The sequence below is a fragment of the Arthrobacter sp. KNU-44 genome, from assembly GCF_051843155.1.
In the GTDB taxonomy this organism is placed as follows: domain Bacteria; phylum Actinomycetota; class Actinomycetes; order Actinomycetales; family Micrococcaceae; genus Arthrobacter.
The window spans coordinates 4742751-4762328 of the sequence record NZ_JBPXNG010000002.1 but is presented as its reverse complement, the minus strand read 5'-3'; the positions used below and the strand labels follow the sequence as shown (position 1 = coordinate 4762328).

Below are 19578 nucleotides of genomic sequence, written 5' to 3'. Positions count from 1 at the left end.
TACCGTCTAGCGTGCGACTTCGAAGAGGCCCGCGGCCCCCATGCCACCGCCGACACACATTGAAACCACGACAAATTGTTGATCTCGGCGCCGCGCCTCGAGCAGGGCGCTGCCCACGGCCCGCGAGCCCGTCATCCCGTACGGGTGCCCCAGGGCGATCGCGCCGCCGTTGACATTCATCTTCTCCGGGTCGATCCCCAGGAAGTCCCGGCAGTAGACAGCCTGCGAAGCGAAGGCCTCGTTCAGCTCCCACAGCCCGATGTCCTCAACGCCCAGCCCATGGAGCTTCAGGAGCTTCGGGATGGCGGTGACCGGCCCGATCCCCATCTCGTCGGGCTCGCACCCGCTGACGGTGATGCCGCAGTAGTAACCCAGCGGCTCCAAGCCCAATGACGCCGCATAGTCGCTGTTCATCAGGACGTTGGCGGAGGCTCCGTCGGACAGCTGCGAGGCATTGCCGGCGCTCACCGTCGGATGCGCGGTGAATTCCCCGGGTTGCAGGACCGTGCGGAGTCCTGCCAGGGTACCCGCGGTGGTGCCGGCGCGAACGCCCTCGTCCCGGGACACCAGTTGCTCGAACTCCGTGACCTCGCCGGTTTCCTTGTTAGTCCGCAACGTGGTCACCCGGATCGGTGCGATTTCGTCGTCAAATAGGCCGTTCGCCTGGGCGCGCGCGGCCCGCTGCTGGGACAGCGCACTGATCCGGTCCTGCGCCTCGCGGCTGATGCCGTAGCGCTCTGCCACGAGTTCAGCCGTCCGTAACATCGGCATGTAGGTGCCGGGGTGGTTGGCCTCAAGCCACGCATCCCTGCTGCGGTATTTGTTGAGGTGTTCGTTCTGCACGAGCGAGATGGACTCCACTCCGCCGCCCACGGTCACCGCCATGGAGTCGACGAGAATCTGCTTGGCCGCGGTCGCGACCGCCATCAGGCCGGAGGAACATTGCCTGTCGATGGTCTGCCCCGGAACCGTTACCGGCAGCCCGGCGCGCAGCGCTCCCTGGCGGGCGATGTTGAAGCTTTGCGTCCCCTGTTGCGCGGCGGCACCCATGACGACGTCCTCGACCAGTGTCGGGTCGAGCCCGGTCTTGGCCAGCGCCGCAGCGATCGCGTGCCCTGCAAGCTCGGGGGCCGAGGTGTTGTTGAAGGCCCCGCGGTGCGCCTTGCCAATGGGGGTACGGGCGGTGGCAACGATGGCTGCTCTGGTCATGGGTGCTCCTTAATTTGAGCGGGTCTTTGACGTAACGGGGCAGCCGGGAGTGGGCACAGCGCCTCGGATTCAGGCGGCAGGTGCCTCGTACAGCCGGGAGACGACCTCGGCGACACAGCCTGGCTTCTTCGCCTCCCCGTTGAGTTCCTGTTCGACGGTGACCTGGACTGTTGCCTGTGCCCACGTGTCCTCGCGGTCAAGGGACACCAGCTTGATCCGGCCGCGCACACGCGAGCCGACCAGGACGGGGGCCGGGTAACGGACCTTGTTCGATCCGTAATTCACGCCCATGGACAGCCCGTCGATGCGGTACGTATCGAAAAGGAACCCGGAGACCAGCGAGAGCGTCAGGTAACCGTGCACCAGCGTGGTGCCAAACGGGCCCGAGGCTGCACGCTCGGTGTCGACGTGGATCCACTGGTGGTCGTTGGTCACCATGGCGAAGGCATTGATGTCTTCCTGGGTGATGGTGCGCCATTCCGTGACGCCGATTTCCTCATCCACATGTTGTGCGAAGTCGTCGATGCCGTTGAAGATCCTCATGCCTTCGGGCCACCTGCCACGTACAGCACCTGGCCGGAAACGAACCCGGCGTTCTCGGAGGCGAAGAAGGACACGGCGTTGGCGATGTCCGCGGGCTTTCCGGTGCGGCGCACCGGAATCGCCGCGGCTGCCTTGGCAGTGAAGTCCTCGAAGGTGACGCCCATCCGCTCGGCCGTGGAGGCGGTCATCTCAGTTTCGATGAAGCCGGGGGCGATCGCATTGGCGGTCACGCCGAAGGGGCCTAGTTCCAAAGCAAGGGTCTTGGTGAAGCCCTGCAGCCCGGCCTTGGCCGCCGAGTAGTTGGCCTGGCCGCGGTTGCCCAGGGCCGAGGTGCTGGAGAGGTTGACGATGCGGCCCCACTTGGCCTCGACCATGTGCTTCTGGGCGGCGCGGGCGACGAGGAAGGATCCGCGCAGGTGCACGTCCATGACCAGGTCCCAGTCGGAGACAGTCATCTTGAAGAGCAGGTTGTCACGGATGATGCCTGCGTTATTGACCACCACGACCGGAGGGCCCAGCTCGTCTGCCGTGCGGGCGACGGCGGCCTCGACCGCGGTCTCGTCCGAGATGTCCGCGACGATGCCGATGGCTTGGTGTCCGGCTGCGGTCAGCTCGGCGGTGAGGGCTTCAAGCCCGGCCTTGTCGACGTCGATCGCTGCAATGTTGAATCCGTCGGACGCCAGGCGCCGGGCAATTTCGGCGCCGATGCCTCGTCCTGCTCCCGTGACCAGCACCGTGCGTTGTTGTTCAGTCATGGTGAAACCTGTTTCCTTACTCTTGGGTGAAGTCGTTGCCTCTCCCTGGCCGCCTAGCGGTACGTGACCCAGGAGCGGGGAAGATGGCCATGGTCGTTGAATGTCACCATCGTCTTCCCGGATGAACCGGTGACGATTTTTGTAACACCGGAATTTATGGTGACCCGGTTGAGTGCGAGCCATTGTGGAAAGCCGCCGTTGACAAGCCGGGCCGCTGCCCAGGCAATTGCGCCTGAGCTCGAGACGACCACTGCGTCCCGACCCGATCCGAGCCCTTCGACCGCGTCGTCGAGGGCGGTATCAATCCGCTGTGTGAACGCGGAGAACGACTCCAGATAGTCGGCGTCGTGGTGGTTGGAGGCCCAGCGGGCAGAGGCTTTCTCGAGCAGCCGCTGGAAGGCTCGCGAGTCGGTTTTGGCGTTGGGGTCTTCCTCCGGATAGGCGTTCAGCAGGTCGGTTGCGTTGAATTCGTCCCAGCCCGGATCGACGACGGCGGTCGTGTCCCAGCCGGCAGCCTCGATGAGCCGCTGTGCCGTCTGGCGCTGGCGTTTCATACTGCCGCTGATGACGCGGGTCGGAGTGGTACCAGCCCCCTGCAAGTATGTGCCGAGGGCTTGACTCTGGTCTTTGCCGCGTGTTGACAACCGGTCGTAGTCCTCGGTGCCGAATGATGCCTGTCCATGCCGGACCAAATAGAGAACACTCACAGTCCCGACCGTAGCCAACGTGGCGGTCGGGAACCATCCCTTGTTGGCTATCGGGGTGCCAGCAGGATGCTTGCACTACCCGTGGAGCGCGCCGGGATCCTCGGTGTCCACGTTGTCTTTGAGGCGCATCGGTCCAGCGAGGATTCGGTGAGCCGCGCGAACGTCACCTGGCGGTCTGCCCGCCCGCGTGTACTTCTTCTCTGGGTTCATCGGGAACAGCCAGCCTGCGCAGGCCAAGCGGTGCCAGGATCATCATCACGCTTGCGGCCAGCAGGCTTACCCAACTGGCGGAATACCCCGTGTGGTCGGCCAGCATTCCGAAAAGGACCGGACCTGCGGCGAAGCCGGCGAACAACCCCATGGAGATCCGTCCCGTCGCTGCGCCAGCCTGGGACCCGGGGACCAGGCGCATGACCACGGTGAGCAGGATGACCATGGCGGCGGTTCCGGACAAACCATAGAGCGCGGTTCCTGCCCACATGAGGACTTGTGTTCCCCATAGCGATGAACCCGCTACCAGCCCTACGGCCACGGCGCTGAAGACCGCGATCAAGGCCAGCGGCACCCCGGGGGCCTTGAACCGCTCCGTCAGCCGGCCCCAGACCAACCGTGACACCAGGCCGCTCACCCCTAACACCACGCCGCACAGGGCAGCGATTTCGGCCCGCAGGTGGAGACCCTCGAAGGCGAAGAGCGGCAGGTAAGTGGCCAAGGTCTGGTACTGGACGCCGGAGAGGAATGCGTAGGCCACGAGCCACGCGAGTCCGACCGCCTTGACGTGGCGCGGCCGGTTCCGGGATGCACGTGTTGGAGCGGCGCATTGGGGACGGACGCGGAGGTAGTGCAGGGCAACCCAGAGCGATATTAGGGTGACCACAGCGCCCACCAGGAACCCTGCCTGCCAGGACACAACCGTGGCAGCCAGCGGGTAGGCCAGGCTGGTGAACACCTGGATGAGCTGGACGCCCGTTTGTTTCACGCCCACGAACATGCCGCGGCGGCCCGGCTCCACCCGCAACGCCACCATTCCATTGGTCAGCGGATTGGCGAGGCCAAGGGCTGCTCCGCCGAAGACAGCACTGACCCACAAGCCGGCCATAGACTGGGACAAGGCTGCCGCTGCCATGGCGCACAGCCCGAAGCCATGGAGCATCAGGATGCCGGTGCGTTGTGACAACCGGTCGGCAGCCCAGCCGAGCGGGGTGGACAGGAGCGCCGCGGAGACACAGGCCACTACGGCGAAGGAACCGAACTCCATGCGCGTCAGGTTCAGGTCCCGGGCCAGCAAAGGGCCCAGGGCACTCACACCCGTGGTGAGCAGCGGTCCAATCCCCGTGGCCAGGGTCAGGACCGCGCCGAGGCTTATCAGGCCCGGGGTGGCGGATCTTGCAAAAGCGGTGGTCACGGTCGGGTTCTCCTCAGTATGTGGCAGGACAGGTGGGCCTGTTTTGCCCTAGCAGGGGGGTCCAGCACCGAGCCGCGGTGACATGGCCTGATCAGGCAGTCCTAAGCTGTGCCATCACTCGCGCCGAGTCGCGGTCGGGATTCACCAGGATCATGGCCAAAATGGCGCCGACGATCGCAACAATGCCGAATATCTGGAAGGATTGCGCGTATCCGACAGCGGGTGAAACTGCCTGATCCACGATCATTCCAGTCAATGGCGGAGCAACGATGCCACCAATGGCCATCAAGGCAAGGAACATGCCCAGCGAACCAGCTACTTGATTTCTGGGAGAGATCTGTGAAATGGCTGCGTTCATGATCGGAGCGAGGATGCAGCCGATCCCGTAGCCGATTGAGACAACTGCGACGACAACGGTCGGCGTGCCAATGTAGGGCAGCACTGCCATCGACACGCCGCACACAAGGAGTCCCATTGCCGGGACGATTCCCCTCATGATCCTTGAGCTCACGCCCCGGCTCATGAACTTGTCACTGAGGTACGTGCTGGAGAACATTGCGAGTATTGCCGCGACGCTGGGGAATCCGAACATGGCTCCGGCCTGGAACCGGGTGAAACCCAGTCCGACTTCGAAGTACGACGGCAACCACGTGAGGACAACGGTCAGCAACGCGTACATGGGGATAACGGCTGCAAGTGCACCCAGGAAGGTCCGCGTGCGGAAGATCGACATCCACGGAACAGCGGGAGCTGGAGTAGTGGCCGAGCCCTTGACGCCCGGAATCCGGACTTCGCCGTAGGGTCCCGGCCGCCAGGTGAAGTACCACAGAGCGCACCAGCCCAGGCCGACGAGCAGCATGGCAACGAAGGCCGAATGCCAGCCGAATTGAACGATGAGGAAGGCCAACGCCGGTGCAGCGGCGATCTTTGCCAACGAACTTGAGGACGCGATGAACGCTCCGGGCATGGACCGCTTTTCCACGGGGTGCCATGAATACACAGCCGTATGGATGAGCGCACCCGATGGGCCTTCCGTCAGGCCGAGCAGGAATCGGCTGGCCAGGAGAACCGCGAAACTGCCTGCGACGATTATGGGGACCATGCAGGCCGCCCAAATGACGGCCAATGCCATCAGGGACCATTTAAGAGTGGCCCACCTGTTGATGAGTCCGGCAAAGAACCCCCCGGCCGAGAACGCGAAGAAGAACGCGCTCGCGGTCAGTCCGATTTGAGCTGATGTGAGCCCGAATTCGTCTTTGAGGGGCTGGGCGACAAGTCCGAGCAGGATCTTGTCGCTGTAGTTGATGGTGTAGAGCAAAACCAAGACGGACGTCAGGCCCCACGCCTTTGCGCGTGACCCTTGACCCGGTGGCGTCATTATTCCCGGCACTGCCTGCCGTATGGTGACTTTTGACATGTCATTACCCTTCTAGTGTTGCGCACCTTCGCCCAACAACACGGACGGCTGATGCCTGGTGCTTGGCTGGCGCGTGTCATCCCAACGGGGGCGCCTTGCCCGCCAAGCTCCCAAACCTGGCCGGGATCGGCGGGTTTCGAGGGCTGCCGCTCCGGGCTCAGCGGAAGGCGGAGACGCCGGTGAGGCGCCGGCCCAGGATGAGGGTGTGGATTTCGTCGGTACCCTCGTAGGTCCGGACAGATTCGAGGTTGTTGGCGTGGCGCAGCGGTGAGTAGTCCAGGGTGATGCCGTTGCCACCGAGGATGGTGCGGGCCTCACGGGCGATCTTGATGGCTTCGCGGCAGTTGTTGAGTTTGCCCGCAGAGATCTGGTCCGGCTGCAGGCGGCCGGCATCCTTGAGTCTGCCCAGGTGCAGGGCGAGCAGGAACCCCTTATTGATTTCGAGGGCCATGTCCACCAGCTTCTGCTGCGTCAGCTGGTAGCCGGCCAACGGCTTGTCGAATTGCATACGCCCCTTGGAGTAGTCCAGGGCGGCCTCGAACGAGTCGCGGGCCGCGCCCATCGCACCCCAGATAATCCCGTAGCGGGCCTCGTTGAGGCAAGAGAACGGGCCTTTGAGTCCGACGACGTTCGGCAGCACCGCGGATTCGGGCAGCCGTACGTCGGCGAGTTCGATGTCGCACTGGATGGAGGAGCGCATGGACAGTTTCGGTCCGATCGGGGTGGCGGTGAATCCCGGGGTTGATGTGGGCACCAGGAAGCCCCGCACGCCGTCTTTGGTCTGGGCCCAGATGATGGCGATCTGGGCCACGGACGCCAGCCCTATCCAGCGTTTGGTGCCGGCGAGAACCCAGTCACTGCCGTCGCGGCGGGCGAAGGTAGTCATGCTGCCAGGATCGGACCCTGCGGTGGGTTCGGTAAGGCCGAAGCAGCCGATCGTCTCGCCTTTGGCCATGGCCGGCAGCCATTCCTGTTTTTGTTCCTCGGAGCCGTGCTTGTAGATGGCGCTCATGGCCAGGGAGCCCTGGACGGAAACAAGGGTCCGCGTCCCTGAGTCTCCGGCTTCCAGCTCCGCACCTGCCAGGCCGTAGTCAACGGCGGAGCGTCCGGCGCAGCCGTAGCCTTTCAGGTGCATGCCCAGCAGGCCGAGCTTGGCCAGTTCCGGGACGATCTCCACCGGGAAGTGGCCCCTTTCATACCAGCCTGAAATGTTCGGCTTGATCTCGCTGTCCACAAAGGACCGGACCAAATCGCGCAGCGCAAGCTCTTCCGTGGTCAGCAGGGAGTCAAAGTCAATCAGGTCACTGATGTCAGACATGGGGGGCCTTTCGCCGTGGTCGAGTGGTCGGGGAGCGAAGGGGCGCCGAGGCGCCGCCGCGGCATCAGCTCCAGTTGTAGAAGCCCTTGCCGGTCTTGCGGCCGAGGTACCCGGCAGCAACAAGGTCGCGCAGGATTTGCGGCGGTGCGAAGCGGTCGCCCAAGGTTGAGTGAAGGTACTCGGCGATGCCGAGGCGCACGTCAAGCCCCACAATGTCCGTTGTCTTCAGGGGACCGGTGGGGTGTTTGTAGCCCAGGACCATGGCATTGTCGATGTCTTCGGCGGAAGCGACGCCTTCCTCGAGCATGCGCATCGCCTCCAGTGCGATGGCGACACCGAGGCGGGAGGACGCAAAGCCGGGTGCGTCCTTGACCACGACCGCGGCCTTCCCGAGACCGGAGACCCAGCGCTTCGCGGCAGTGACGGTCTCGCAGGTGGTCCTTTCACCCACAACTACTTCGATGAGCGTGGAAGCGGGAACAGGGTTGAAGAAATGCAGGCCCAGGAACGACTCAGGTCTGGGCAGCGCATCGGCAAGCCTGCTGATCGACAGGGACGACGTATTGGTTGCCAGATAGGCGTGCGGGGAAACGTGTTCCGCCACGGCGCTGAGTGCGGTCGCTTTCAGCTTTGCGTCCTCGGGAACTGCCTCGACGACGAGGTCGCAGGAGGCGAAGGCGGCGTAGTCGGTACTCGTATCGAACCTTTTCAGGACCTCATCGCGGTCCCCTGATACGGCGCCGCGGTCAAACGACGCGGCGACCGAAGCGGCGACGCGCTTCCGGGCGCCGCGGGCGGAGTCGTCGTCGCGCTCGACGACGGTCACTTTCGAACCGTTGAGAAGGAAGGCATGGGCGATGCCGGCACCCATGCGGCCGCCGCCCAGTACCCCGACGGTGGCGGGCAAGAGCCCGGAAGGCGTGTCGAAGGGTGCCGCGATGGTATTTGTCATTATTGCTTCTTCCTGTCCAGGAACTGCTGCATGCGGTCGAATTTGGCCGCGGATTCGAAGAGGATGCCTTGGGCCAGGTCGTCGATGAGGGGATGGACCTCCCGCGGCGAGTGGAAGACGGTTTTTGTCAGGCGCACGGCGAGAGTGTCCTGCCGGGCTATGCGGTCGGCCAGGGCATGGGCGGCATCCAGGAGGTGCCCGGGTTCAACGAGTTCCGTGATCAGTCCGGCGCTGAGGCATTCCTGGCCCGTCAGGGTGCGTCCGGCGAGGAGGATTTCCTTGGCCAAGGGTTCCCCGACGAGCTCACGCAGTCGCCATGTTGCCCCGGCGGCGGCCATGATGCCCAGCCCGGTTTCCGGGTTGCCCATCCGCAGGCCCGGCGTGCCGATGCGGAAATCGGCCGCGTAGGCCAGTTCCGCGCCGCCACCGAGCGCGAAGCCTTCCAGCGCCGCGATGACGGGCATTGGAAGCTTCGCGATCCGGTCAAAGACACCGGAGTTGATCCCGGCCAAGGCGTCATCCCGACGCCGTCCGCGCAACTGGGAGATGTCCGCACCGGAGGCAAAAATGGCCTTTGTTCCCGTGGCCGGCTCACCGGGAGTGCCGGAGAGAATCAGGACCTTGGGTGTCCGTTCAAGGTGCGCGCAGACTGCATGCAGCTCATTGACAATGGTCTGATCAATTGCATTACGCACCTCCGGCCTGTGCAGCCGGACCGCCAAACGGTCCCCGCTTTCCTCAATCAGCAGCGCCGTGAAGGACGATGCGTCCAGCGAGATCCCGGCGTCGTTCACCACTGCCGTCATCCGACACCCTCGATGAGCAGGGCTGTTCCTTGGCCGACGCCGACGCACATGGTCGCGAGGCCGAGCTTGCGGGCGTTGCCGGTGAGTTCGCGTTCCATGCGCCCGAGCAGGGTCACGACGAGCCGGGACCCGGAGGACCCGAGCGGATGGCCGAGGGCGATAGCGCCGCCGTCGGAATTCACGATGTCCTCTTCCAGCTTGAGTTCGCGCATGACGGCGAGCGACTGGGAAGCGAACGCCTCGTTGAGTTCGACGGCGCCCAGGTCCCCGACCGAGAGCCCGGCGCGATTCAGCACCTTCCGGGTGGCGGGGACGGGACCGATGCCCATCACTTCAGGCGCCACTCCCGCGGAGCTGCCCTCGAGGATCCTTGCGCGGGGCGTCAGCCCGTATTTCTGCACAGCGGCCTCGGAGGCGACGATGATGGCGGACGATCCGTCGTTGAGGGTGGAGGCATTGCCGGCAGTGACCACCGAGCCGCCTCTGACCACGGGCCTGAGTCCGGCGAGGACGTCCATTGTGGTTTCGGGGCGGGGTCCCTCATCGGTGTCCACAAGAGTGATGGCGCCCTTGCGTCCGGTCAAGCTCACGGGCAAGATCTCGTCGGCGAACCGGCCGGCGGTGATGGCCGCCAGGGCCCGTTCATGGGACCGGACGGCAAAGGCGTCACAGTCGTCACGCGACGTGCCGTAAACCCGGGCCACTTCTTCGGCGGTCTCCGGCATGGAGAACGCGGCCTTGCCGTCGCGGGAGCGCTGCCCGGAGAGGAACGCCGGGTTGGTGAAGCGCCAGCCGATGGACGTGTCGAAGACGGCTCCGGGTTTGGCAAAGGCCCTGTCAGGCTTTTCCATGACCCAGGGGGCACGGCTCATCGACTCGACGCCGCCGGCCACCACGATGTCCGCGGCGCCGGCCTTGACCATGTGGGAGGCCATGATGATGGCGGACAGGCCGGAGGCGCACAGGCGGTTGACGGTGATGCCCGGGACGCTATCCGGGTAGCCGTTCAGGAGCCAGGCCATGCGGGCCACGTTGCGGTTCTCCTCACCGGCGCCGTTGGCGTTGCCGAGGATCACCTCATCCACAACGGTCGGGTCAAAACCGGCGCGTTCGACGGCGGCGCGCACTGTGAGTGCCGCAAGGTCGTCAGGGCGCATAGACGAGAGGGAGCCGCCGTAGCGGCCCACGGGCGTGCGGGCGCCACCAATCAGGAAGGCCTCAGCCATATCTTCTTCATTCCTTAAGTTCGTGTCTGTGGTCGTTCTGTCGATCCGCGGTAAGGGACCGGGAAGCTCAGTTGAAGGCGGAGATGCCGGTTATGTCGCGGCCCACGATGAGCGCCTGCATGGAGTCGGTTCCCTCATAGGTGGAGACGACTTCCATGTCGGTCATGTGGCGGATGACGTGGTTCTCCAGGAGCAGGCCGTTGCCGCCCAGCAGGTCGCGTGCCTCGTTGCAGATCCACTTGCCTTTTTGGGCGGTGGCCATTTTGACCATGGACGCCTGGGCATTGGTGAGCTGGCCGCGGTCGGCGAGCTCGACCATCCGCGTGCACAGCAGCTGCATGGTGGTCAGCTCGCTGAGCATGTTCGCCAGCCGGGATTGAACCAGTTGGTAGGACCCGATCGGCTTGCCGAACTGGTGGCGGGTCTGGGCGTACTCGGCGGCAATCTCGAAAACTGCCATGGCATGGCCGACGGCTTCCCAGGCAGCCCCGCCACGGGTCGCCTGCAGGACCCGGGACACGTCGCGGAAGGAGTGGCAACCTTCCAGCCTGGCGGCCGCGGGCAGGCGCATTTCCTCGATGACGATGTCGGCCTGCAGGATGGCCCGCTTGCCCACCTTGCCGGTGATCACGGTGGGGGAGTAGCCCGCCGGGTAGCGGCCGTCGTCGTTCTTTTCGACAACGAACGCGTTGACGTTCCCGTCCTCGGTGTTGCGGGCGAACAGGACAATGATGTCCGCGACATGTCCGTTGCCGATCCACCGCTTGTGCCCGGTGATCACCCACTCGTCCCCGTCACGGCGGGCATGGGTTTCCAGCGCGACGGAGTCCGAGCCGTGGTCCGGTTCGGTCAAGGCGAAGGCTCCTGTTTTTTCAATCCGTGCCAGGGCAGGAAGCCAGCGTTCCTTTTGCTGGTCGCTGCCGAGGATATTCAGTGCTCCCATGCAGAGATTGGAGTGCACACCAAGGAAGGTGTTCAGGCTGCCGTCCGCGCGGGCCATCTCACGGGCCACCATGCCGGCGGCTTTGCGGCTCATGCCCGGGCAGCCATAGCCCTGGATGATAGTGCCGGTGATGCCCAACTTGGCCAGCGGAGGCAGCAGCATGGCGGGGAACTCTGCCTTCTCCCAGTACTCGTTGATGACAGGCAGAACTTGATCCTCGGCGAACGCCCGGACCTTGTCCCGGATGCCGATCTCCTCCGGGCTGAGGTCATCATCCAGTTGGAAGTAGTCGGAGGTTGCTGTTTGACGGTCGGCCGTTGTGCTCATCTGTAAACCTTTCAAATGCAGTATTGAGCCGGTCTGCGCCGGTGCCGGTGGGGCTGTGGTGTGGACCTTGGAGGTCAGCGGCGGATCGAGCCGCCGTCGACCACCAGCGTTTGCCCGGTCACGAACCCGGCGCCCGGGGAGAGGAAGAAACGGGTAGGGCCAACATAGTCCTCGACCACTGACGCCCGTTTGATGGCCCTGGTCTCGATGTTCTTGGCCTCGCCACCGGCAAGTTGGGTGGCTAGCGGCGTCATGACCAGGCCTGGGGCGATCACGTTGACCGTGATGTTGCGGGCACCCATCTCCGCGGCGAGGCTGCGCGAGAAACCGATGATACCGGCCTTGGACGCAGCGTAGGCTGCCGCGCCGGCGGGCGCCTTGAACACGGTTCCGGAGGAGAACAGCACGATCCGGCCGCCATCCTCCACCAAGTCGGCGACACCCTGGATGAAGTTCAGCGTTCCGTGCAGATTAAGGATGAGCGCACGTTCCCACTCGGCCTTGGGCATGCCCATGAACGGGCCGAAGACACCGACGCCTGCGCAGTGGACCAGCGAGTGGATGCTCGTGCGGCCCTGCGCCGCGAGGGACTCGCGCACGGCGGCCGGGGCGTCACCGGCAACATCCCCGGCTACGTAGTTCACCCCGTCAAGCGGGTTGTTGGGCAGGGACCGGGAGACAGATGTGACCTCCCAGTCGTTCCTCAGGTCTTTGGCTAAGGCTTCGCCGATGCCGGATGAGCCTCCGCTGAGGACCAAAGCCGGGCGATTGCTGTTGTCCGCCATCATTTGCCGCCTTCAATAGTGGACTCAAGGAATCCGATAATCAGGTTCCAGGTCTCCTGCGGGTGGGTGATATTCGGGCAATGTTTGTATGGCAACAACTCGGCTCGGGCGTTGGAAAGCACCACCTGAAGGTTTTTGGACCAGCCGCTTTCCAGCAGCGTGTCCCCTGTGCACTCCACGAGGAAAACTGGGGTTGCCACGCCCTGAAGGGGTACGGGGTACGGGTCGGCCGGCCGCTCAACCTTGAGGGCCTCCGGTACCGGCATGTGTGGTGCCCGCATCGCAGTGAAGTGCCCGGGCGCCGTTGCCCAGTGCATGCGGGCATCGAGCTGGTCTACCGTGCCGGCGGATTCATCGCACAGGATGTCCACGATCTCTTCGAGACGGGCCCTGGTGCCATCGAAGTCGCCGATTGTGGCCATGCCCGGTGCTTTCCACGGGCCGCCGGTGCCGTTGATGGTGGTGACCGAGGCGATCCGCCCGCGATATGCCTCATCTGCAAGTGCCCGCAGGGCAACCGAACCGCCAAAAGAGTTTCCGACGAGGTGCACGGGCCCGGTGATGCCGAGCTGGTCCAATAGGGCGAAGATGTGGCGGATGCGGAAGGCGAACGGCGAGACGTCCACCCGGATCGACTTGGCCGATCCACCGTAACCGAGGAAGTCGGGGGCGATGACGCGGAATTTCTCCGCGGCCAAGGGAAGAATGTGGCTCCAGGTCACGTCGGAGCTGCCGCCCCAGGCGCCGTCGTGCAGGAATACAACGGGAACCCCGTCCTCGGGGCCTCCGGAGAAGTACCGGGTTTCTAGGTTGGCGACGATCGTCGTCGTTTCAGTGATCAATGATGTCTCGGTGAGCAAGGGAGTCTCCGGTGATGTGGTTTGGGATGGTATGTGGGAGGGGAGCTGGTCAGTCGAGGTCGTAGTCTTCCGTACGCACATGGCTGGTCCGTTCAAAGTATTCGCGGGCCGGCAGCGGCCACATGATGGTGGAGCGGCCCTCGGCGTTCATGTACCAGCTGTGGGTCTTGGACCAGCCCCAGGTGCGCTTGGCGCTGGCTTCGGTGATCTCTTTGTCGTATTTGGCAAACACGTCAGCGCGCACGGACATGGCACGGTGGCCGCCGACTGCCAGCGTCTTCACGGCATCGATCATGTAGTTGGCCTGGCATTCGAGGAAGAACACCAGGTTTCCGTGAACAACCGTGTTGGTGTTGGGCCCGTACATGCAGAAGAAGTTCGGGTAGCCAGGCAGCGTCACGCCCAGGTAGGCGCTCGCGTCGATGCCCCAGGTCTCGTGCAAGTCCTTGCCGCCGACGCCCGCCACGGACATGGGCAACAGGAAGTCTGACGCCTTGAAGCCGGTGCCGAGCAAAATGATGTCGGCCGGGATGTGCTCGTCGCCAAGCCACACACCGTCGGAGTCGATGCGGTTCACTCCCTGGCTGATCAATCGGACGTTGTCCCGCTTGAGCGTCTTCACCCACGTGCCGTCGTCGCAGATGACCCGCTTGGCGGCCGGCGGGTAGTCGGGGGTAATCTGCTTGCGCAGTTCCTCGTCGTCCCCTGCCTGCTCTTCCAAGTACGCGGTCAGCTCTTGGCGCAGTGCCTCGTTGGCGGCGGAGACCGAGACCTCGGTAGGCGGGAAGTCCGGGTCAACGGTAGCGGCCGGCAGGTTGCCGATGAGCCGGGGCAAGAAGATGGAGAAGCGGTAGTAGGCGCGGTACTGGTTCAGGTTGCGCAGAAGCCAGCGTTCACCGTATTCGATTTCCTGGCGCAGCATCGGGGTGGGACGGAGCCACGGGGCGCTGCGCTGGAAAATGGTGACTTTCTCGGCGACTTTCGCCACGGCGGGTGCGAACTGCAGGGCGCTGGCGCCCGTGCCAATGACGACGACGCGCTTGCCGCTGAAGTCGACACCGTGGTCCCACTGGGCCGAGTGAACTACGGGGCCCTTGAAGGCATCCAGGCCCGGAAGGTTGGGGATCGAGGGCCGATTGAGCTGACCCACGGCACTGACGACAATGTTGGATTCGATCGGTTCCACGACGCCTGCACCGGTCTTGGTTTCAAGGGTCCAGGTTCCCGTTTCCTCGTCCCAGCGGGTGGCCGTGACCTCAGTGCCGAAGACAACATGCTCAAGCAGGCCGTTATCGGCTGCGAACTGGTGCAAGTAGCCATGGATCTTGTCCTGGCGGCCATAGTGGGTTTCCCAGTCGTGCTGGACAAAGGAATAGGTGTAGATGTGGCTCCGGACATCGGTGCGGCAGTCGGGGTAGGTGTTTTCCCACCAGGTGCCGCCGACGTTCAGGCTCTTCTCAATGATCTTGAACGGAACACCCGCCTGCTTCAGCCGCAGGCCGGCCAATAGGCCGGAGAACCCTGCACCGATCACCACGGCGTTGAGTTGAGTGTCCGGGGCGATGTCCTGGAGCTTCCACGTGGGCTGGCGCGGGTCCACGTTGTTGGGGGTGAACGCGACCGGAGCCATGGCCTGGGCATCGTCGTTGTCGCCGCCCATCAACCACGTGGAAAGCGTTCGCCGCAGCGACTCGTCAGGGACAGCTGCCCATCCGTCCTGGGTGGCGAGGAAGGGCGCGAGCAGTTCGATGCAACAAGCGCGGGCTTCCGCCTCGGTTGCCGGATCCAGGCCGCTGAGCGGAAGCGTCTTCAGGTTCGGCCGCCATTCATCGCGCAACACCGAGGTGTCGCCAGTGACGTGGGCCGTGAGCATGACCAAGGCCGGCACCTGGGCAGACTCGAGGTGGGCGGCGAGTTCTTCTTCGGTGACCTGCGTCGAATTGCGATCCAGGGTCTTGTTCATTTCTTCTCCGTAAGGCAGTTATATAAGGGAGCAGCGGGCTCGTCGGCCGTCAGCGTGTCCAGCAATCAAGGCTGTCAAGGAATGGCCGCACCGTTGCGGCGACCTCCTGCGGGTTTTCGAAGGCGACGAGGTGTCCGCCTTTCGCAAAGCGGAGTTCGGCACCTGCGATCGAAGCAGCGAGTTGTTCGATGGCCGCACGGGGGGTGCTCCGGTCGTCATTGCCGCCGACGACGAGGGTTGGTGGCGGTGAGTCCGTATGAAAGGCGCCTACCTGGGTCATGGCCTCGAAATATTCGGCGATGATGCTGCCGCCTACCCTGAGGAACTGCGCGCGGGCCTGCCGGACCAGGGGGTCGGCCGCGTTTTGCGACTTGTCGCCGAACCAGCGGTGCATCGTCATTTCCTCGGCCCGTTCGAGCCCGTTCGGGGACCGGACCTCGGCTGCTCGTGCCAGGGTTCCGCGGGTTGCTGCGTCGTCGTACGCTCCCCGGGTTGCCATCAGGATCTGTGCGTCCACGCGGTCCGGAAAACTGCCAGTGACGGCCTGGGCAACCATGCCGCCCAGCGAGATGCCCAGGATGACCGAGCTCTCGACGTTTTCGGCGTCCCACATCGCGGCGATGTCCTGGGCAACGAGTCCCAGGGTGGGGGCGTAATCTCCGTGCGTGCTGCTGCCATGTCCGCGGAAGTCCAGAGCGAGCAGTCGGTACTCTTTGCCGAGCGCCTCAGCCAAGGGTGCGTACCAGGACCCGTCCAGCGCCAACGAGTGCAGGCAGGTGATCAGGCGCGGACCTTCGCCGTACTGGCGATAGGCCAGAGTGGTTCCATCGGTGCCGGCAAGCTTTTGCAGGGCCTCAGCCAATCTGGTTCTCCTCCCTGATGCGCTGTTCGGCGAGTTCGACTTCGCTCCGAAGGCGGTCGGACATGTCGTGGAAATAGGATTTGAACAGATCAGAGTCCCTGCGCATCTCCTGGCGTCGAGGCCGCTCGAGCTCGATCTTCATATCCACCACCATGCGGCCGGGCCGGCTGGCCATCAGGATAACGCGGTCGCTGAGCAGGATTGCTTCTTCGAGGTCGTGGGTTACAAATATGACCGTGGGCCGTTCCGTTTCCCAGAGCTGGGTGAACTCCTCCTGCTGGATCGCGCGGGTCTGTGCGTCAAGGGCTGCGAACGGCTCATCCATCAACAGGACCTTCGGGTTCTGCACCAGGGTTCGTGCGATGGCAACGCGCTGGCGCATGCCTTGCGAGAGGTGCAGGACATCGGAGTCGGCAAACTCGTGCAGACGGACCCGGCGGAGCCAGGCCTCGGCACGTACGCGCCGATCTTCCTTGGGCACTCCGCGGATTTCCATCCCGAGCTCGACGTTGCTGCGGACCCGGCGCCAGGGAAGAAGAGCGTCACGGGCGAACAGGAAGGCCGCGTCGTTGCTTCCGGGGCGCACCTCGTGGCCGTCGATGCGGACCTTGCCGCTGCGAGGCTTCAAGAGGCTGCCCACCATGCCGAGGGCCGTCGTCTTGCCGCAGCCAGACGGGCCCACAATGCTGACGAACTCGGAAGGTTCGATTCGCAGGTTGAAGTTGTCCAAGACCCGCACCGGCCGGTTGCCGTGGAGGAAGCTGTGGTTCACGTTCTCGAACTCGACGGAAACCCCTTTGGCTGCGGTGGGCTGCGCTGCCGTTTCAGTCACGACAGTCTCACTATCGCCGTTCGAGCGGAGGGTGGTATTGGGCATTATCGCTCCAGTCATTATGTGGGGGCCGACCCGGTTGGCAGTCTTCCTTGGCTGACGTTGCTGAGCCGGCACCAAGGATGATCACGCTGGAACAGCAAGAACATGAGGAAACCGGAAGGCTGATCCTGTGGTGCACGTCACCCACTGGTCCATGAATCGTTGAACACCTCGGCAAAAGAGTCAAGGAAAAGGCGGCCCATCCGGGGCTATCGCCTCGATAGCGATTAGGACATTGCTCCCGGTCGCGAATGGACGGAAGCTTTCTCAAACGCACCATTGCCACGAAGGCCCGCCGTGCGTGGGAACAGCCGCACACACAGGGCGCGCATCAATCAGGAGGACGTCGGATGACGAGCACAGTCACCACCACCCGCAAAAAGTCGGGCCAGACCACATTCGATTTCACCGGCCAGGTCGTCATCGTGACGGGCGCTTCCGGAGGCATCGGTTCGGCTCTTGCCGACAAGTTCGCCCAGGCCGGCGCTGATCTGGTGCTGCACGGGCGCAAGGCCGAGGCGCTCGAAGCGAAGGCCGCCCAGATCCGCGAACTCGGACGCAAGGCGGTCGTGGTTACCGGCAACATCAAGGAACCCGAGACCGCCGATGCGCTGGTCCGCGCCGCCCTAGAGGAATTCGGCCGCATCGACGTCCTCATCAACAACGCTGGCGGCAACTTCGCAGCACGCCTCGAAGACCTGTCCGCCAACGCCTGGAACGCGACGATCGGCACCAACCTCAGCGGCGCCTTCCACGCCTCGGTCGCTTGCCTCCCGGTCTTCGAGAAGCAGGGCGGCGGCAACATCGTCAACGTCGGCTCGGGTTCTGCGAACTACGCCCACCCGATGCGCGGCGCGTATGCAGCTGCCAAGGCAGGGCTTGCCTCGTTGACCAAGACCATGTCCTGGGAATGGGCAGACCGCGGCGTGCGCGCCAACTGTGTCGAGCCTGGCGCCACCCTGACCCCGTCTTCGCGCTTTTCCTCGCCGGACGTAGAGAAGTCCTTCGGTGAGTTCCTGGCCCTGGGCCGTGTAGGCCTGCCGGAGGAAGTTGCCGACGCCTGCCTGTACCTGTGTTCCGACGCTTCGAGCTTCATCACCGGAACGGTCCTGCAGGTCACCGGAGGACCGCACACCTCGTCGCCTTTGGACTCAAAGCTCGTCCGGGCGCCGCGCAATGCGTAACTCATCCAGCATTACCCAAGACTGCAAGGGAACGGGTTTGACATGAGAACGATCGCCAAGGCGGAAACTCTGCCCGCCTCCGCAGACTCGCCAGCCTACAATGACAGCACGATCCTCGCCGAGCGCCGCCGATCAAAGATCAAGCGGGAGCTGACCGTTTGGGCGCTGCGGATCGGCGCGCTCGTCGTCTTCGTCTTCGGCTGGGGCTTCGCGACCGGTCAGCGGATCGTGGATCCGACGCTGGTTTCGACCCCCAGTGAAGTCGGAAAGTCCTTTATCAAGCAACTGGGGGATGGAACCTTCTGGGTTGATGTGACCGCGACCTTCAGCGGCGCCATGGCCGGCTTGGTCGCCGGTGCGGCCTTGGGTATCCTGGCCGGCGTCATCTTCGCCCGCGTCGAGGTTCTGCATGTTGCGGCCAGGCCTTTTCTGACCTTGATGAACAGCCTTCCGCGCCCGGCACTGGCGCCGATCTTCATCCTCTGGTTCGGTCTGGGATTCGGCCCGAAGGCCCTTGTTGCCTTCAGCGTTGTGTTCTTCGTGCTGATGACCAGCACGATGGGTGCCTTGCAGAGCATCGACCACGACATCAAGCAACTGACTCAGTCGCTTGGTATGACGCGCAGGCAGCGCTTCTTCAAGATCGAACTGCCTTCGGCGCTGCCGTCCATCGTTGGCGGCCTGCGGCTTGGCGCGGTGTACTCGGTGCTCGGGGCAGTGGTCTCGGAAATGGTCGGCGCGTACACCGGCCTGGGCCAGCGGCTGGTCGTAGTGACAAACAACTTCCAGGTTTCGGAGACCTTTGCCATCCTGCTCGCGATGGGCTTCCTGTCGATGGTCCTGGACCTTTCCATCTCGGTCCTGCAGAAGCTCGTGACCAAGTGGACGCGATAGCCAGGCCTCGGCCCGGCAATCGTCCATATTAGAGCGGCATCGGCCGGGGCGACGCTGCCCTGGCCGGCGCCCGTTTAACGAAAAGGACGCCATGCACATCGTCGACACCGGCCAAGCAATTCCCGCCCACCAGGTGGACCACTCTCGGCTGTTCAGCCTGGCTGGCAGGTCCTATGTGGTCCTTGGCGCCGGCGGCGGGATCGGTGAGCACGTCAGCAGGACGGTCGTTGGAATGGGCGGCCGCGTCCTATGCGTGGACATCAACGAGGAGCCGGTGGCTGCGGTTGCAGGCTCACTGCACCCAGATACCTGGCCAGGGAACGAAGCAGCAGCGATGCGCAGGCACTGGCTGCCCGCCCGCTGCTCAGGCGGCTCGGCCAACCATTCGAAATAGCCGCAACCATCGTGTTCCTGTTGTCTCCGGCAGCTGGTTACATCACGGGCACAACCATCCCGGTCGAGGGCGGTTCCTTGTCCAGGGACTCAACGGGACTTGATGCCTTGCTGGGATGATTCCAGGGGGATGCGCGGCCGAAGCGCTTTGTGAC

Annotated in this window: 20 protein-coding genes; 4 read left to right on the top strand and 16 right to left on the bottom strand. The window is 64.2% G+C overall.

All coding sequences use genetic code 11. From position 1 onward, the window contains the following. Window positions 1-6: 6 nt before the first annotated feature. The 16 genes from ACSVHC_RS23310 to ACSVHC_RS23235 form a co-directional block, all read right to left on the bottom strand. Window positions 7-1209, bottom strand: a complete 1203-nt coding sequence (locus ACSVHC_RS23310; protein WP_439181363.1) for an acetyl-CoA C-acyltransferase — start codon at window positions 1207-1209, stop codon at window positions 7-9. Window positions 1210-1278: 69 nt separating this feature from the next. Continuing rightward, window positions 1279-1752: a MaoC family dehydratase gene (locus ACSVHC_RS23305; protein ID WP_437773717.1), complete on the bottom strand. Its 474-nt coding sequence runs from the start codon at window positions 1750-1752 to the stop codon at window positions 1279-1281. Further along, the gene (locus ACSVHC_RS23300; protein ID WP_437773718.1) at window positions 1749-2507 is read right to left on the bottom strand and encodes an SDR family oxidoreductase; all 759 of its coding nucleotides are present in this window, start codon (window positions 2505-2507) and stop codon (window positions 1749-1751) included. Before ACSVHC_RS23300 ends, ACSVHC_RS23305 begins: the two co-directional genes overlap by 4 nt. A 53-nt stretch (window positions 2508-2560) precedes the next feature. Further along, entirely contained in the window at window positions 2561-3214 is a 654-nt protein-coding gene (locus ACSVHC_RS23295) for a histidine phosphatase family protein (protein WP_439181362.1), read from the bottom strand. Window positions 3215-3377: 163 nt separating this feature from the next. Beyond that, window positions 3378-4619: an MFS transporter gene (locus tag ACSVHC_RS23290; protein WP_437773720.1), complete on the bottom strand. Its 1242-nt coding sequence runs from the start codon at window positions 4617-4619 to the stop codon at window positions 3378-3380. Window positions 4620-4710: 91 nt separating this feature from the next. Further along, window positions 4711-6036: an MFS transporter gene (locus tag ACSVHC_RS23285; RefSeq protein ID WP_437773721.1), complete on the bottom strand. Its 1326-nt coding sequence runs from the start codon at window positions 6034-6036 to the stop codon at window positions 4711-4713. Window positions 6037-6193: 157 nt separating this feature from the next. After that, on the bottom strand, window positions 6194-7354 hold the full coding sequence (locus ACSVHC_RS23280) for an acyl-CoA dehydrogenase family protein (protein WP_437773722.1): 1161 nt from the start codon (window positions 7352-7354) through the stop codon (window positions 6194-6196). 64 nt (window positions 7355-7418) lie between these two features. Continuing rightward, window positions 7419-8306 carry a 3-hydroxyacyl-CoA dehydrogenase family protein gene (locus ACSVHC_RS23275; protein ID WP_437773723.1) on the bottom strand — a complete coding sequence of 296 codons (888 nt, stop codon included), beginning with the start codon at window positions 8304-8306 and terminating at the stop codon, window positions 7419-7421. Continuing rightward, window positions 8306-9112, bottom strand: a complete 807-nt coding sequence (locus ACSVHC_RS23270; RefSeq protein WP_439181361.1) for an enoyl-CoA hydratase/isomerase family protein — start codon at window positions 9110-9112, stop codon at window positions 8306-8308. The genes ACSVHC_RS23275 and ACSVHC_RS23270 overlap by 1 nt, the downstream gene beginning before the upstream one ends. Then, window positions 9109-10338 (bottom strand): acetyl-CoA C-acyltransferase, encoded by a 1230-nt coding sequence (locus ACSVHC_RS23265; protein WP_437773725.1) that lies wholly within the window; start codon window positions 10336-10338, stop codon window positions 9109-9111. The genes ACSVHC_RS23270 and ACSVHC_RS23265 overlap by 4 nt, the downstream gene beginning before the upstream one ends. Before the next feature lie 67 nt (window positions 10339-10405). After that, window positions 10406-11608, bottom strand: a complete 1203-nt coding sequence (locus tag ACSVHC_RS23260) for an acyl-CoA dehydrogenase family protein (protein WP_437773726.1) — start codon at window positions 11606-11608, stop codon at window positions 10406-10408. 74 nt (window positions 11609-11682) lie between these two features. Continuing rightward, window positions 11683-12393: an SDR family NAD(P)-dependent oxidoreductase gene (locus ACSVHC_RS23255; RefSeq protein WP_437773727.1), complete on the bottom strand. Its 711-nt coding sequence runs from the start codon at window positions 12391-12393 to the stop codon at window positions 11683-11685. Further along, entirely contained in the window at window positions 12393-13235 is an 843-nt protein-coding gene (locus ACSVHC_RS23250; protein ID WP_439181360.1) for an alpha/beta fold hydrolase, read from the bottom strand. Before ACSVHC_RS23250 ends, ACSVHC_RS23255 begins: the two co-directional genes overlap by 1 nt. Before the next feature lie 67 nt (window positions 13236-13302). Continuing rightward, a complete protein-coding gene (locus ACSVHC_RS23245) occupies window positions 13303-15216 on the bottom strand; it encodes a flavin-containing monooxygenase (RefSeq protein ID WP_437773729.1) in 1914 nt (637 codons plus the stop codon). A gap of 49 nt (window positions 15217-15265) precedes the next feature. Beyond that, window positions 15266-16078: an alpha/beta fold hydrolase gene (locus ACSVHC_RS23240; protein ID WP_439181359.1), complete on the bottom strand. Its 813-nt coding sequence runs from the start codon at window positions 16076-16078 to the stop codon at window positions 15266-15268. After that, window positions 16071-16955, bottom strand: a complete 885-nt coding sequence (locus ACSVHC_RS23235; RefSeq protein WP_437773731.1) for an ABC transporter ATP-binding protein — start codon at window positions 16953-16955, stop codon at window positions 16071-16073. The genes ACSVHC_RS23240 and ACSVHC_RS23235 overlap by 8 nt, the downstream gene beginning before the upstream one ends. Window positions 16956-17302: 347 nt before the next feature. On the opposite strand from ACSVHC_RS23235, the gene ACSVHC_RS23230 reads away from it, so the two are divergent. The 4 genes from ACSVHC_RS23230 (at window position 17303) to ACSVHC_RS23215 (ending at window position 19543) form a co-directional block, all read left to right on the top strand. Continuing rightward, window positions 17303-18136 carry an SDR family NAD(P)-dependent oxidoreductase gene (locus ACSVHC_RS23230; protein WP_439181358.1) on the top strand — a complete coding sequence of 278 codons (834 nt, stop codon included), beginning with the start codon at window positions 17303-17305 and terminating at the stop codon, window positions 18134-18136. Window positions 18137-18178: 42 nt separating this feature from the next. Next, on the top strand, window positions 18179-19030 hold the full coding sequence (locus tag ACSVHC_RS23225; protein WP_439181357.1) for an ABC transporter permease: 852 nt from the start codon (window positions 18179-18181) through the stop codon (window positions 19028-19030). A 91-nt stretch (window positions 19031-19121) separates the two neighbouring features. Further along, window positions 19122-19424, top strand: a complete 303-nt coding sequence (locus ACSVHC_RS23220) for a hypothetical protein (RefSeq protein WP_437774116.1) — start codon at window positions 19122-19124, stop codon at window positions 19422-19424. Then, a complete protein-coding gene (locus ACSVHC_RS23215; RefSeq protein ID WP_439181413.1) occupies window positions 19340-19543 on the top strand; it encodes an SDR family oxidoreductase in 204 nt (67 codons plus the stop codon). The genes ACSVHC_RS23220 and ACSVHC_RS23215 overlap by 85 nt, the downstream gene beginning before the upstream one ends. Window positions 19544-19578 lie beyond the last annotated feature (35 nt).